We start from the raw sequence: 14,097 nt of genomic DNA on the forward strand, positions 1-14,097 counted from the left end.
GAGACATGACATATCATGTGAATGACTACAATACTTTATTATCATATCAGCTACTCAACCAGAATGAAATAGCCCTGGTATTCTGCTTTCAGCAACTCCCTACAACAAAACCTATTTAGATTTATCTTCTCAGTTACGTTTGTTTGTTCCTGAAGACGAAAATTTAGGACTGCGCCCCGAAGCTTTACTGAATGAATTGGGCGGCGGAATTGAAGGAGAATTAGAATTTATCAAGCGTCATCAATGTTCGGTTCGCTCTTTAGCAGCCTTTGAAAAAAGCGAACATCCCGATGATTGGCGAGACTTGATGAAGCGCTATATGATGAGACGAACTCGCTCGTTTATTAAAGAAAATTATGCGGAAACTGATCCAGAAACCGATCGCAAATATTTAGAATTTCCCGATCGCACTCGCTCCTATTTTCCCAGCCGCATCCCCAAAACCATCAAGTTTAGCTTAGACAATTCCGCAGCCACATTGTCGCCCCAGCCTGACTTTCAGGAAATTGTCGAAGTAATTAACGCCCTAAATCTGCCGCGTTACGGGCTGGGAAATTACATCGCCAAAAAGCCCAAACAAGCACCGACAGAAGCCGAACAGCGACAGTTAAACGCCCTTTCCCGCGCAGGCCGCCGCTTGATGGGTTTTTCGCGCACGAACCTGTTTAAACGGCTGGAAAGCAGCGGTAGTGCGTTTATTCAGTCCCTTGAGCGGCACATCCTACGCAATTTTGTGTACTTATATGCGATCGACCATAACTTAGATATTCCGATCGGCACCCAGGATGCAGACTTGTTGGATACCCGCAACATCGACGAAGATGCTGATTCTGTGGTGGCTAACAGTTTGGAGGCGGAAGAAAGCGACGATGAGGCGGGCGAAACCTTAGATATCGAAGCCCAATTGCTGTTAAGCGAAAAAGCTTTTAAACAGCGAGCAGAAGTTGTTTATCAAGAGTACGAAAAACGCTACCAGCGCAGGTTTAAATGGCTGGGAACCCACTTGTTTGATACTAAGAAGCTTAAACGGGATTTGCTCGCAGATGCCCGCTGTGTCATCCAAATTTTGCAAACTTGCGATCGCTGGCATTCTCAACCAGATGAAAAGTTAGCGGCTTTGGTAAAGTTAGTAACAGAAACTCATCGAGGTGAGAAAATATTAATTTTCACTCAATTTGCTGATACAGTGCGCTACATAACTGATAACTTGACACGCTTAAATATTGCCGGAATTGCTGCGGTGACTGGTCAAACAAAAGACCCGACGGAACTCACATTAAGGTTTAGTCCTGGTAGCAGCGGTAAGCAGAAAACAGTACCGCCCGATCGCGAATTGCGGATATTAGTTGCTACGGACATTCTGAGTGAAGGTCATAATTTGCAAGACTGCGGCATTATTGTTAATTATGACTTACCTTGGGCAATTATTCGATTGATTCAGCGGGTGGGAAGAGTTGACAGAATCGGACAACAAGCTGAGCAGATTTTATGCTATTCGTTTTTGCCGGCGGAGGGAATCGAAAATATTATTAATCTGCGGGGAAGACTGCGGCGGCGCTTACAAGAAAATGCCGAAGTTGTGGGAACCGATGAATCCTTTTTTGAAGACGATGATCCACAAATTATTTTGGATATTTACAATGAAAAATCAGGGATTTTAGACGGAGAAGAAGATGGCGAAGTTGATTTGACTTCCGAAGCTTTTCAAATTTGGAAAAATGCCACAGACAATAATCCAACTTTGAAAAAAACCATTGAATCAATGCCGAATGTAGTTTATTCAACTCGTTCTCATACTCCCGCGCCGATGCAGCCGGAAGGAGTTTTATTGTACATGAAAACAGCCGAGGGAAATGATTCCTTAATTTGGGTCGATCGCGCGGGGAACAGCGTTACTCAGTCCCAAGTAGCAATTTTAAGGATTGCAGCTTGCGATGAATCCACGCCAGCCATTGCTAGGGATAAACAACATCACGAATTAGTCAAAAAAGGCGCGGAATTGATCGCAGAAGAAGAACAAAACGCGGGCGGACAATTGGGGAGGCCTTCCGGTGCTCGTTTCCGAACTTACGATCGCCTAAAACGATATGCACAGCAAAAGCAGGGTAAAATGATTGCATCTGATGAATTGGTAAAGGCGATCGACCAAATCTACCGCTATCCCCTGCGCCAGTCCGCCCTTGACACCTTGAATCGGCAGTTAAAAAGCGGTATTGGTGACAACCAGCTAGCAGAATTAGTCGTAGCGATGCGGATAGATGACCGTTTGTGCATCGTCAACGAAGACGATGAAAAACGGGAACCAATGATTATTTGTTCATTAGGGTTGTTCGAGGGAAAATGATTAAGAAAACTGGGCGGTTGAAACCGCGTCTACACAAGCAAAACCCGCCTCCGCGGGTTGAAGACAAAGGCCGTTAAAATTACATGATTTTCTTGAGTCCGCGGAGGCGGACATGGTTTGTGTAGGCGCGGTTTTAACCGCCGTCTTATCTTTTCCTCAATCTAAAATCTAAAATATAAAATGGTATGACACTATCAATTCAACCTCAATCCAAACTTTCTCTCGCAGCCTTCTTGAATTTACCAGAAACAGAACCTGCTAGCGAATACATCGACGGTCAAATTTATCAAAAGTTTATGCCCCAAGGAAAACACAGTCTGATTCAAACTGAGTTTGCTTCTACAATTAATCAACAGGGTAAACCCCGAAAACTAGCTTTAGCTTTAACTGAGTTACGTTGCACATTTGGGGGACGTTCTATAGTGCCAGATATTGCTGTATTTGAATGGTCGCGCATTCCAGTTGATGAAAATCGAGAAATTGCTAATCGAGTTGAAAGTCATCCAGATTGGCTGATTGAAATTCTTTCACCAGAACAGTCTCCCAATCGCGTAATTAACAAAATTATCTTTTCCCTCCAAAACCAAACAAAATTAGGTTGGTTTGTCGATCCAGGCGATCGATCGATCATGGTATTTCAACCGAATCAGTTGCCAGAAGTCAAGTATCACAACGATATTTTACCAGTCCTCAATGTATTGGGCGATTGGCAACTGCGAGTTTCCGATGTTTTTAATTTGTTAATTGTGGACGCACCCTGACTTCAAAAACCGTTTATTTCCTAGTCCGCATAACATCAGTCGTAGGGTGCGTCGCCTGCGATAAATCTCTAACTAAATACCGATAATCCCACAGCGACGCACCTTTGCTTACAGGCTAACTAATACCATCTATAAAAGGTCTTGTTACACAATAATTTTTTGCCTTGTTTATTCAACGATTGTGTAAGGTGCGTCGCTATCAGATTGTCGTTCTTTTTTGGGGATTGTCGATGGCGACACACCCTACAATAACTTGTTTATTCAACGATTGTGTAAGGTGCGTCGCCATCAGATTGTCGTTCTTTTTTGGGAATTGTCGATGGCGACACACCCTACAATAACTAAAACCTAAAATCATCATTATGTCCCTAAACATTCAACAATCGCGCCAACTCATCCAAGACTTTGACTTTAGCAAATTATTCATCCGCGAACTCGGTTGGTCAAATCCAGCATCCCATAAAGCCGCACCCTTATTAGTAGGCGATGAGACATACTCCCGCCAGCAAATCGCCCAACTTTTAGGAGTAGTTGTATTTGAAATTACCAGCCCTAGCGGTCAAATTCCCAATAGCAACCAAAGACTCACAATTTATCGCGAACTCGTCCAAATATCCGGCGAAAACCTCTTGATATTTGTAGACACAAACCGCACCCAAAGTCTGTGGTATTGGGTAAAACGGGACGGCCAAAAACTCTATCCCCGCGACCACGTATACGTCAAGGGCGAACCTTGCGACTTGCTGTTAAGTAAAATCAGCAGTTTAAAAATATCATTAGCAGAATTAGAAACGCTATCGGTGATTGATATCGCCCAAAGATTGCAAGCAGGATTGGATGTCGAACGAGTTACTAAGAAGTTTTTTGCAGAATTTCAACAGCAGCATATCGAATTTTTGCAAGTAATTCAGGGGATTGACAAAGAAAGCGATAGACGCTGGTATACTTCCGTTTTGCTAAACCGCTTGATGTTTGTTTATTTCTTGCAGCGCAAAGGATTTATCGATGGCGGCAAAATGCTGTACTTGCAGGAAAAATTAGCAGAAAGCAAGCAGCGGGGAACCGATTTATTTTATTCGGAATTCCTGAATGCGCTATTTTTTGAAGGATTTGCTAAACCCCTCGATGCGCGACAGCCTGACGTTCAAAAATTGATTGGGGAAATTAAATATTTGAACGGCGGACTGTTTTTGCAACATACCATCGAACAACATTATCCTAACATCGCCATCGCCGACGCTGCTTTTGAGAAAATATTTGATTTATTTGAGCGATATTCTTGGAATTTAGACGATACAGTGGGCGGGAAAGAAAACGAAATTAATCCGGCAGTTTTGGGATACATTTTTGAGAAATACATTAACCAAAAAGCCTTTGGTGCTTATTATACGCGGCCGGAAATCACCGAATACTTGTGCGACAGAACGATTAACAAGCTAATCCTCGATAAAATCAATGAGGGCGGGCACGGGGGCACCGCCCCTACATTTGAAACAATTACCGAACTCCTGACTAATTTAGACGCCAATCTCTGCCGCCGCCTGCTAGAAGAAATTCTGCCCAATCTAAGTTTATTAGACCCAGCTTGCGGTTCCGGCGCGTTCTTAATCGCGGCGATGAAAAGCTTAATTTACATCTATTCAACTGTCATCGGTAAAACCAAATTTATAACTGACCACCACCTCAAAGACTTACTCGAAAAAATAGAATCTGAGCATTTGTCCCTCAACTACTACATCAAAAAACGGATTATTAGCGACAACCTATACGGCGTGGATATTATGCCGGAAGCGGTAGAAATTGCTAAATTGCGCTTGTTTTTAGCTTTGGTTTCGGCGGCGCACGATGTCAGCGAGTTGGAACCGCTGCCGAATATTGATTTTAATATTATGGCGGGCAATTCCTTAATTGGATTGATTCGGGTAGACGAAGAAAGATTTGATATGGTGGGAGATTCGCGACAAGGAAATTTGCTGCAACCTTTAGCAGCTATGGATTATCAGAAAATTTTAGCTGACAAGAATCAATCGATTGATTTGTACAAAAAACACGCTTTTGAGTCCGGGGAACAAGCCGCAGGTTCTCAAGAGTCTCGGTTGTTAATGTTGCGACAGCACATCGAACAGTTAAATCGGGAGTCGCAAGCTAAGTTAAATCAGTTATTGTTGAATGAGTTTATCCGGCTGAAAATTAAGTATGAAGATGTGCAGTTATCGGGGAAACCGAAGAAACGAGATTTGACGATTGATGATATTGCTGAGTTGCAACCGTTTCATTGGGGATATCATTTTGATCGAGTGTTGGAACGCGGCGGGTTTGATGCGATTATTGCTAATCCGCCCTGGGAAATCTTTAAGCCAAATGCTAGAGAATTTTTTGTGCAGCATAATGAGCTTGCGAAAAAAAGCAAGATGGATATCAAAGTTTTTGAGAAAGAGCAAAAGAAAATTCTTCAAGATACTGAAATTGCTAAAGCTTGGTTGAAATATCAAAGTCAATTTCCCCATGTCAGTGCTTACTATCGTTCCGCTGAACAGTACAAAAATCAGATTTCAATTGTTAATGGGAAGAAAGCGGGAACAGATATTAACTTCTACAAGCTTTTTTTAGAGCAATGTTTTAACCTCTTACGCAAAACTGGCGAGTGTGGCATCATCATTCCTTCAGGAGTTTATACTGATTTGGGAACTAAACAACTGCGGGAAATGTTATTTTTGCAGACTGAAATTGATGGACTGTTTAGTTTCTCGAATGAAAGGTTTATTTTTGAAGGAGTGGATCACCGCTTCAAGTTTTGCCTTCTGACTTTTGAGAAAGGTAAGAGTACAGAGTCATTTCAAGCTGCTTTTCGGATAGACCCGCGCGAAGCAATTAGAGTAAATCAGCTAGATACTTTTCTCAATGACAAAGATGAGCATATTGAGATTTCTGTTGAATTGATTCGCCGCTTATCTCCTGATTCGCTGTCGGTGATGGAGTTTAAAAATCTGGGAGATATTCGGATTGCCCAGAAGATGCTCCAATTCCCTTTGCTTGGCGAAAAGATTGATGGTAAGTGGAACCTGCGACTAACTCGTGAATTTGACATGACTAATGACAGTCATTTATTTAAGCAAGAACCGGGTAATGGGAGACTGCCACTTTATGAAGGCAAGATGATTCATCAATTCAATCATCTTTATGCTGAACCGAGGTATTGGGTGGATGAAGCGGAAGGGAGAAAGTCTTTATTAGGAAAAAATGGTGTAGATAGCGGTCAACAATTGGATTATCAGAGTTACCGTTTAGGGTTGAGAGCAATAGCCAGGACTACTGACAGTAGAACTATTATTGTAAGCCCTATTCCCCGAAAAGTTTTTTGTGGCAATTCAATATTGGTTTCATCAAAAATGGATAAAATATCAAATCCTGAAGTTATTTTATGTCAAGCGATACTTAATTCTTTTGTAGTGGATTTCTACATTCGGCAAATGGTCTCTGCGAATATCAATATGTTTTACATATACCAGACACCAATGCCTCGCTTAACAACAGGCGATAAATACTTCTCGGACATCGTACAACGCGCCGCCAAACTCATCTGCACCGCGCCAGAATTTGACGAATTAGCAGCAGAAGTCGGCTTAAACTCCCACAAAGAAGGCGTTACCGATGAAACAGAACGGGCTAAATTGCGAGCAGAATTAGACGGCATCATCGCTCACCTTTACGGCTTAACTGAAGCGGAATTTGCCCATATTCTGACTACTTTTCCGATTGTGCCAGAAACTGTCAAACAAGCGGCATTGGCTGCTTATTGCAGTTTTGCACCACAAATCGAATAGGGATGGGGTTTCTGAGTTGTGGTTGCGCGGCCGAGAAACCGGGTTTTTTGCCGTGTAAACTTAAGGTAAAATGTAGTCACAGATTGCTGTTTGGCTATTAAGGCCAGATCCCCCCTAGCCCCCCTTAAGAAGGGGGGGACAAGAGTGTTTAAAGTCCTATTCTTAAGATGGGGACAGGATTCTTCTCAAAGTCCCCCTTCTTAAGGGGGATTTAGGGGGATCTGGCCTCGGCTGTGAACGAGAGATACAAAGGCTTTTAAGCGATTTTTAATACAATGAAGGCGATTGCCGTCTCCTCTCTACAGATTGCCGAGAAAATGTAACGAGTTGTAACGTATAATTAAGGCGAAGCGAACAGAGGGCAGTAGTATTAAATGCGAGTTGCGATCGCCCTTATTCCCAGCGATCGCACCTAAAAAGTTTACAATGGCGATCGGGAAGAGCGATCGCTCCTATTGAAGTTAAAATTTAACAAAAGCTCAAAATAAAAATATGGGACTCTTTGACAAGATTCGCGGCGAATTTGTCGATATCATCGAATGGTTAGACAACACCAACGATACCATTGCCTATCGATTCGAGCGCCACCAAAGCGAAATAAAACAAGGTGCTAAACTCACCGTCAGGCCCGGACAAGTAGCAGTCTTTGTCAACGAAGGCCAAGTTGCCGATGTCTTCGATCCTGGAATGCACGAACTATACACCCGCAACTTACCCCTTCTGAGTACCTTAAAAGGTTGGCCCTACGGTTTCAACTCTCCCTTCAAAGCAGAAGTCTACTTTTTTAACACCAAGATATTTACCAACCTGAAATGGGGAACCGCTAACCCCATTATTATCCGCGATCCAGAACTCGGCCCAGTGCGAATGCGCGCTTTTGGAACCTACAACATTAAAGTTTACAATCCACAACAACTCCTAAGCCAATTAATCAGCACAGACGGACTATTTCAAGTAGATGAAATTAGCGAACAGCTACGCAACACAATAGTCACTGCCTTTGCAAATTGGGTTGGCACATCCCGCATTCCCCTGCTAGACTTTGCAGCCAACTACACGCAAATGGGCGAACAAATACGCATTGCCCTACAGCCAAATATCCAACAGTTCGGGTTAGAATTAACTCAGATATTAATTGAAAATATCTCGATGCCGGCGGAAGTTGAAGCAGCACTCGACAAACGAGCCTCGATCGGACTTCTGGGAAATCTGCAGCAATATACCCAATATCAAGCTGCTAACGCCATAGAAGCATCAGCAAATAACCCTAGCGGTGGCAATCAAGCATTAGAATTGGGCATGGGAATGGCAATGGGTCAGCAAATGACAAATATGATGCAATCCCCAGCATCGCCAACATCGCCAACACCGCCGCCACCGCCGCCATTAACACAAACTCAGTGGTACATTGCCCCAAACAGTCAACAATTAGGGCCCTTTGAATTGCATCAACTTCTGCAAAATGGTTTGACACATCAGGTAATGGTTTGGCGTGCAGGTTTTGACGGCTGGAAGTTAGCATCGCAAGTGCCGGAATTAGCATCTTTATTGGCTACAGTGCCGCCACCTCCCCCACCCGCAGCCACCTAAAATTTGGCATATTTAGGTAATTGGTAATTGGTAATCGGTACGCTTTCCCGATTACCTATTATACCAATTTTTTATGAGGCTGCATAGAATCCGATCCCCCCCTAGCCCAATACGGTTTACTTAAGACTATCCAGACGGTAAAAAATCATGAAAAGCAAATACTGGGATTGCTTCGTTCCTCGCAATGACAATCTTAAGTGAACCCTATTACCCCCTAGCCGAGGGCGGGCACGCACCATCCACCGCCCCTACTAAGGGGAGGACAAGATTCCGATCAAAGTCCCCCTTATTAAGGGGGATTTAGGGGGATCCAGATATGTGCAACGACCGATTAAATTGGTGTTATACCAATTTCATAAAGTAGCACTAGATTTTACCCCCCCCAACCCCCCCTTATTAAGGGGGGGCTTCGGAATTCATCTATAGCACATCTTTAGAAAATTGGTATTATCTATTGCGTGTTACCTCACAAATCAACTACTATTATGAATAATAATTCTGAAGCTGCTGTTAAAGGTTTTCCCTGTCCTAGCTGCGGTGCTTATTTACAGTTCAATCCCAAAGCAGGAAAGCTAAAATGTGCTTACTGCGGCTGGGAAGATGCAATTCCTCAAAGTGCCGAAGAAGTACAAGAAAATTCTTACGAACAATATCTAAAACCAGACAAAACGACGCTGACAACTTTATCAACAACAGCCTTAGAAGTAAAATGCAATGATTGCGGAGCAAGTATTACTTTTGAACCGCCGAAAGTTGCGGGGAAATGTCCGTTTTGCGCTTCTCCAATTGTGGCGCAACCCGCAAAGGCTAGCCCTAGCTTACACCCAGAGGGAATTGTCCCCTTTGAAGTTACTGATAAACAGGCTAGAGAAAGCATTCAGAAGTGGCTAAGCAATCGCTGGTTTGCTCCTTCTGCTTTGCAATCCCTAGCGCAACAGGAGAAAATTCAAGGGGTTTATTTACCGTTTTGGACTTACGACTGTTATACGGTGAGTTACTATAAGGGCGATCGCGGAGAACACTACTACGTGACTGAGAGTTATACAGAAACAAACGCTAACGGTGAAACTGAAACTAAAACGCGCCAAGTGCAGCATACCAGATGGTGGCCTGCTTCTGGCAGAGTCGATCGCACTTTTGACGACATTCTGATTCCCGCTACAACTTCAGTCGATCGCAATCGCCTAGATGAGTTAGAACCTTGGGATCTCAAAGAGTCGCTGCGCGCGTACAATTCATCTTATTTAGCTGGATTTGAAGCACAGCGATCGCAAGTTTCTCTCCCTCAAGGATTTGAATCTGCTAAAAATGTCATGGCGGGTACTATTCACTTCGATGTTTGTAGACATATCGGCGGCGACGAGCAGCGGGTTCACAGCATTTCTACAGATTACAATGCTATCACTTTTAAGCATATTTTGCTACCTGTGTGGATGTGTGCCTATCGCTATCAAAACAAGCAATATCAAGTAATAGTTAATGCTCGCACCGCTGAAGTTCAAGGCGATCGTCCCTACAGTGTTTGGAAAATTACTGCTGCTGTTGTTAGCGGTATCGTGTTTGCGGGTGCGATGTACTTATTGTTTAGTGGTAATTGGAGATATCTCCCTATTCCCGGCTTACCCGATCCCGAATCGCAACCAACTTCGTTTGTGGGCGAAAGCGCCAGATTGTCGGAAAAACCCGGTTTCTGAGTTGTCGTTGCGCGATCGAGAAACCGGGTTTTTTGCCAAGTTTTTCGATGAAAGCGCCAGATTGTGAAAAAAACCCGGTTTCTGATTCATCGTTGCGCGATCGAGAAACCGGGTTTTTTGCCAAGTTTTTCGATGAAAGCGCCAGATTGTGAAAAAAACCCGGTTTCTGATTCATCGTTGCGCGATCGAGAAACCGGGTTTTTTGCCAAGTTTTTCGATGAAAGCGCAAGATTGTGAAAAAAACCCGGTTTCTGATTCGCCGTTGGTGGCATCGCTTGCTAAACTATATTGCCCACATTCAACTCACCGAGACGCTTCAAAATACTCAGTACAGTGTACAAATCATTCCCCGGATTGAAAATGTAAAACTTCCGAGAAAAAGCGTACTGCGGTGTTTCCCCCTTAACTAATTTGACAAATAGAAAATCTGCCCCATTCATTAACAAACCGTAAGTAGGTCGATCGCCCGTCACACTAGCTAACATATAAGCTAATAACTGCGGAATACCGACTTCCAAAGAAAACGCCGCTTTCTTAGATTCGATAACTACTACCCAAAACTCCTGAAACAAAGCCAAAACATCCATTTGTCCCCTGACAATTAGTCCTTCATCTTCGTCAATAATTTCTACAGATTTTTCTGAAGTAACGTGAAAAGGAGCAAGATAAAAATCAGCTAAATCTAAAAACGGAGACAGTACGACCATTTTAACTGTATTTTCTAGAAGTGGCGGATGTTTGAGCAAATTCCTGTAACTTGCTTTCACTCTGTCCAGTCGCTGCTTTTGGGCATCAGTGATTTCTGGCAAATCATCTTGCCACTCCCGAAAGAATTGGTCATCCTCAACCCACTCAATTTTGAATTGAGCTTCCAAATCATTTATTGCAATATTTCTAGCTTGAATTGTTTGTGCCATGAATTTAACTTTTTTAACCAATTGTTTTGATAATTTATAATAGCAAAACTTAATAAGTATCGGGCACGAAGGGAAGAGGAGACGGCAATGCCCAAGGAGTGTCAACTTAAGCTGTTAGCCCGCCAAGTCTTTCGTCTGCCCGTTAGTCCGCCAGGGGTTGAAACCCCTGTCTAATAGCTAAAGTCCTCTCAAAGAGGACTCAAGAACTCATTAGTCCTCTTTGAGAGGACTTGCGCTTTGAGGCAGGGGTTTCAACCCTTGCCGGACTATGGGTTGTACCTTAAGTTGACACGGCTTTGGGTAGTGCAGTTTCCCTACAGATTGTCCAAAAAGATGTAACGAGTTGTAAAGTAGAATGAAGACAAAATGAATATAGAGGGCAGTAGTATTAAATGCGAGTTGCGATCGCCGGAGCCGGCCTAGCAGGGTTATCCTGTGCAAAATATCTCACCGATGCGGGCCACACCCCCATCCTCCTAGAAAGTCGGGACGTACTCGGCGGCAAAGTAGCCGCTTGGAAAGATGCAGATGGCGACTGGTACGAAACCGGCCTCCACATATTTTTCGGTGCATACCCAAATATGCTCCAACTATTCAAAGAATTAGACATCGAAGACAGGCTGCAATGGAAAGAGCACTCGATGATTTTCAATCAGCCGGAAACACCAGGAACCTATTCCCGCTTTGACTTTCCGAATATTCCGGCCCCCTTCAACGGCCTGGTGGCTATCCTCAGAAACAACGATATGCTGACCTGGGGCGAAAAAATCAGTTTCGGCCTCGGTTTGGTTCCGGCGATACTTCAAGGCCAGAAATACGTCGAAGAAATGGACAAATACTCCTTTTCCGAGTGGCTCAAAAAGCAAAATGTCCCCCCCAGAGTCGAAAAAGAAGTATTCATCGCCATGTCCAAGGCGCTGAATTTTATCGACCCCCACGAAATATCTGCAACCATTCTGCTGACAGCCCTCAACCGCTTCTTGCAAGAGACAAAAGGCTCGCAAATGGCTTTTTTAGACGGCCCCCCTACAGAGAGGTTGTGTCAGCCGATGGTAGACTACATAACTGAACGCGGTGGCGAAGTCCGACTCAACGCACCCATTGGTGAGTTTTTGCTCAATGATGACAACACGGTGCGCGGATTCCAGATTCGGGGTGTCAAAGGGGCAGAGTCAGAAGTTCTGACGGCTGATATTTACGTTTCGGCGATGCCGGTTGACCCGCTGAAGTTGATGATGCCGAAACCTTGGGCCGAAATGGGTTATTTCAAAAAGCTCGAAGGTTTGGAGGGTGTACCGGTGATTAATGTACACTTGTGGTTCGATCGCAAGTTAACAGATATCGACCACTTGCTGTTCTCGCGATCGCCCTTGCTGAGCGTTTACGCCGACATGAGCAACACCTGCCGCGAATATGCCAACCCAGACAAATCCATGCTGGAACTGGTACTCGCACCGGCCAAAGACTGGATAGGCAAGTCTGACGAAGATATCGTCGCAGCCACAATGGTCGAGTTAGAAAAACTCTTTCCCGACCAAATCCCAGAACCCGCCAAAGTGCTCAAATATCACGTAGTCAAGACCCCACGTTCCGTCTACAAAGCCACTCCCGGCCGTCAAGAGTGCCGTCCCACCCAAACCACTCCCATTAGCAATTTCTATCTAACGGGGGATTATACGATGCAGCGTTATCTTGCGAGTATGGAAGGTGCTGTGCTTTCTGGTAAGCTGACAGCGCAGGCTATTTCAACAGCCAATAACAAATGAAAAATTAAGAATTTTTCATAAATACTGGGATTTGCGCGCGGGCGACGTGAAACCGGGTTTTTAGCCAAAATATTTGCTGAAAACCCTCAATCTCGGTTTAAAAACCAGGTTTCTCGGTTCGGATGCGTCAATCCTAAAGACGTAAAAGAATCTCCCGTTGTCTCAACGGGGGAATGTCAGTTCTAATCTTTAAATTTCTTATTCTCGGATGCTGCAACTGTCAAAACTCCAGTGCATGAGAACTCTGGCTTCTTTGGAAGAATCCTACGAATTGTGCCGCCAAGTCACAGCGAGTTATGCCAAAAATTTTTATTTAGGCACTCAACTCATGCCCGAAGCCAAACGTCGGGCTATCTGGGCGATTTACGTTTGGTGCCGCCGCACCGACGAACTCGTAGACGGGCCTGGTTCTGAGACCACGACCCCTGAAACCCTAAATTTGTGGGAAAAACGCCTAGAATCATTGTTTGCGGGCCATCCCCACGACGATTACGACGTGGCTTTGGTGGATACTTTGTCTCGTTTCCCGATCGACATTCAGCCGTTTAGAGAAATGATTGCGGGCCAGCAAATGGACTTGTACCGCAGCCGCTACCAAACTTTTGAAGAGCTCAATCTTTACTGTTATCGAGTCGCGGGTACTGTCGGGCTGATGTCGATGTCTGTCATGGGTGTGGACGAATCGAACCGGGCTGCCAACTGGAATTGGCACTGGGGAAATAAAATTCCCAAGGAAGAAGCAATCGCCCTCGGTATAGCCAAGCAGTTAACTAACATTCTGCGCGATGTCGGAGAAGACGCCCGTCGCGGCCGCATTTACCTGCCCTTAGAAGACTTAGCGCTGTTTAACTACACCGAAGAAGATTTATTCAACGGTGTGATTGACAACCGCTGGCGGGAATTGATGAAGTTTCAAATTCAGCGAGCTCGCAAATTATACACCAGCGCCGAACCCGGAATCAAAGTTTTGAGTCCCGATATCCGCTGGACAGTGTGGGCTGCTACGATGTTGTACAGCAGAATCTTAAATGCGATCGAACGGAATCAGTACGATGTTTTCCAGAAGCGGGCTTATGTCAGCAATTCTCAGAAATTGCTGTGTCTCCCCGCCGCTTGGATAAAGTCAAAAGTGCTTTAGCCGCTGGCCATATTGCTTCGATATGAGTCCGCGCCGGCGGACTTTGTTATGGCGCATCGAAAT

8 protein-coding genes are annotated in these 14,097 nt (G+C 44.4%); 7 read left to right on the forward strand and 1 reads right to left on the reverse strand.

Annotated elements, in window-relative coordinates:
- The first annotated feature begins 139 nt into the window (after nucleotides 1–139).
- From QUB66_RS05970 to QUB66_RS05990, 5 genes are all read left to right on the forward strand, one after another.
- A complete protein-coding gene (locus tag QUB66_RS05970) occupies nucleotides 140–2,344 on the forward strand; it encodes a C-terminal helicase domain-containing protein (protein ID WP_332966864.1) in 2,205 nt (734 codons plus the stop codon).
- Nucleotides 2,345–2,529: 185 nt separating this feature from the next.
- Nucleotides 2,530–3,105, forward strand: coding sequence for a Uma2 family endonuclease (locus QUB66_RS05975; protein ID WP_332966863.1), 576 nt, complete (start codon nucleotides 2,530–2,532; stop codon nucleotides 3,103–3,105).
- A 362-nt stretch (nucleotides 3,106–3,467) separates the two neighbouring features.
- Nucleotides 3,468–6,929 carry an Eco57I restriction-modification methylase domain-containing protein gene (locus QUB66_RS05980; protein ID WP_332966862.1) on the forward strand — a complete coding sequence of 1,154 codons (3,462 nt, stop codon included), beginning with the start codon at nucleotides 3,468–3,470 and terminating at the stop codon, nucleotides 6,927–6,929.
- A gap of 492 nt (nucleotides 6,930–7,421) precedes the next feature.
- Entirely contained in the window at nucleotides 7,422–8,519 is a 1,098-nt protein-coding gene (locus tag QUB66_RS05985; protein ID WP_332966861.1) for an SPFH domain-containing protein, read from the forward strand.
- A gap of 485 nt (nucleotides 8,520–9,004) precedes the next feature.
- Nucleotides 9,005–10,213, forward strand: a complete 1,209-nt coding sequence (locus QUB66_RS05990) for a hypothetical protein (RefSeq protein ID WP_332966860.1) — start codon at nucleotides 9,005–9,007, stop codon at nucleotides 10,211–10,213.
- Between the two features lie 278 nt (nucleotides 10,214–10,491).
- Here the strand turns inward: QUB66_RS05990 and QUB66_RS05995 are convergent, their stop codons facing one another.
- On the reverse strand, nucleotides 10,492–11,130 hold the full coding sequence (locus tag QUB66_RS05995; RefSeq protein WP_332966859.1) for a restriction endonuclease subunit R: 639 nt from the start codon (nucleotides 11,128–11,130) through the stop codon (nucleotides 10,492–10,494).
- 392 nt (nucleotides 11,131–11,522) lie between these two features.
- On the opposite strand from QUB66_RS05995, the gene pds reads away from it, so the two are divergent.
- Together pds and crtB are read left to right on the forward strand one after the other, a co-directional pair.
- On the forward strand, nucleotides 11,523–12,896 hold the full coding sequence (gene pds, locus QUB66_RS06000; RefSeq protein ID WP_332966858.1) for a 15-cis-phytoene desaturase: 1,374 nt from the start codon (nucleotides 11,523–11,525) through the stop codon (nucleotides 12,894–12,896).
- A 208-nt stretch (nucleotides 12,897–13,104) separates the two neighbouring features.
- On the forward strand, nucleotides 13,105–14,034 hold the full coding sequence (gene crtB, locus QUB66_RS06005) for a 15-cis-phytoene synthase CrtB (RefSeq protein WP_265233527.1): 930 nt from the start codon (nucleotides 13,105–13,107) through the stop codon (nucleotides 14,032–14,034).
- Nucleotides 14,035–14,097 lie beyond the last annotated feature (63 nt).

This window comes from Microcoleus sp. A2-C3 (assembly GCF_036706065.1).
GTDB lineage: Bacteria > Cyanobacteriota > Cyanobacteriia > Cyanobacteriales > Microcoleaceae > Microcoleus.

Excerpts from the sequence above, each read along its gene's own strand:
- QUB66_RS05995 (WP_332966859.1), bottom strand. The coding sequence starts at position 11,130 with ATGGCACAAACAATTCAAGCTAGAAATATTGCAATAAATGATTTGGAA.
- QUB66_RS05975 (WP_332966863.1), top strand. The coding sequence starts at position 2,530 with ATGACACTATCAATTCAACCTCAATCCAAACTTTCTCTCGCAGCCTTC.
- QUB66_RS05990 (WP_332966860.1), top strand. The coding sequence starts at position 9,005 with ATGAATAATAATTCTGAAGCTGCTGTTAAAGGTTTTCCCTGTCCTAGC.
- crtB (WP_265233527.1), top strand. The coding sequence starts at position 13,105 with ATGCTGCAACTGTCAAAACTCCAGTGCATGAGAACTCTGGCTTCTTTG.
- pds (WP_332966858.1), top strand. The coding sequence starts at position 11,523 with ATGCGAGTTGCGATCGCCGGAGCCGGCCTAGCAGGGTTATCCTGTGCA.
- QUB66_RS05980 (WP_332966862.1), top strand. The coding sequence starts at position 3,468 with ATGTCCCTAAACATTCAACAATCGCGCCAACTCATCCAAGACTTTGAC.
- QUB66_RS05985 (WP_332966861.1), top strand. The coding sequence starts at position 7,422 with ATGGGACTCTTTGACAAGATTCGCGGCGAATTTGTCGATATCATCGAA.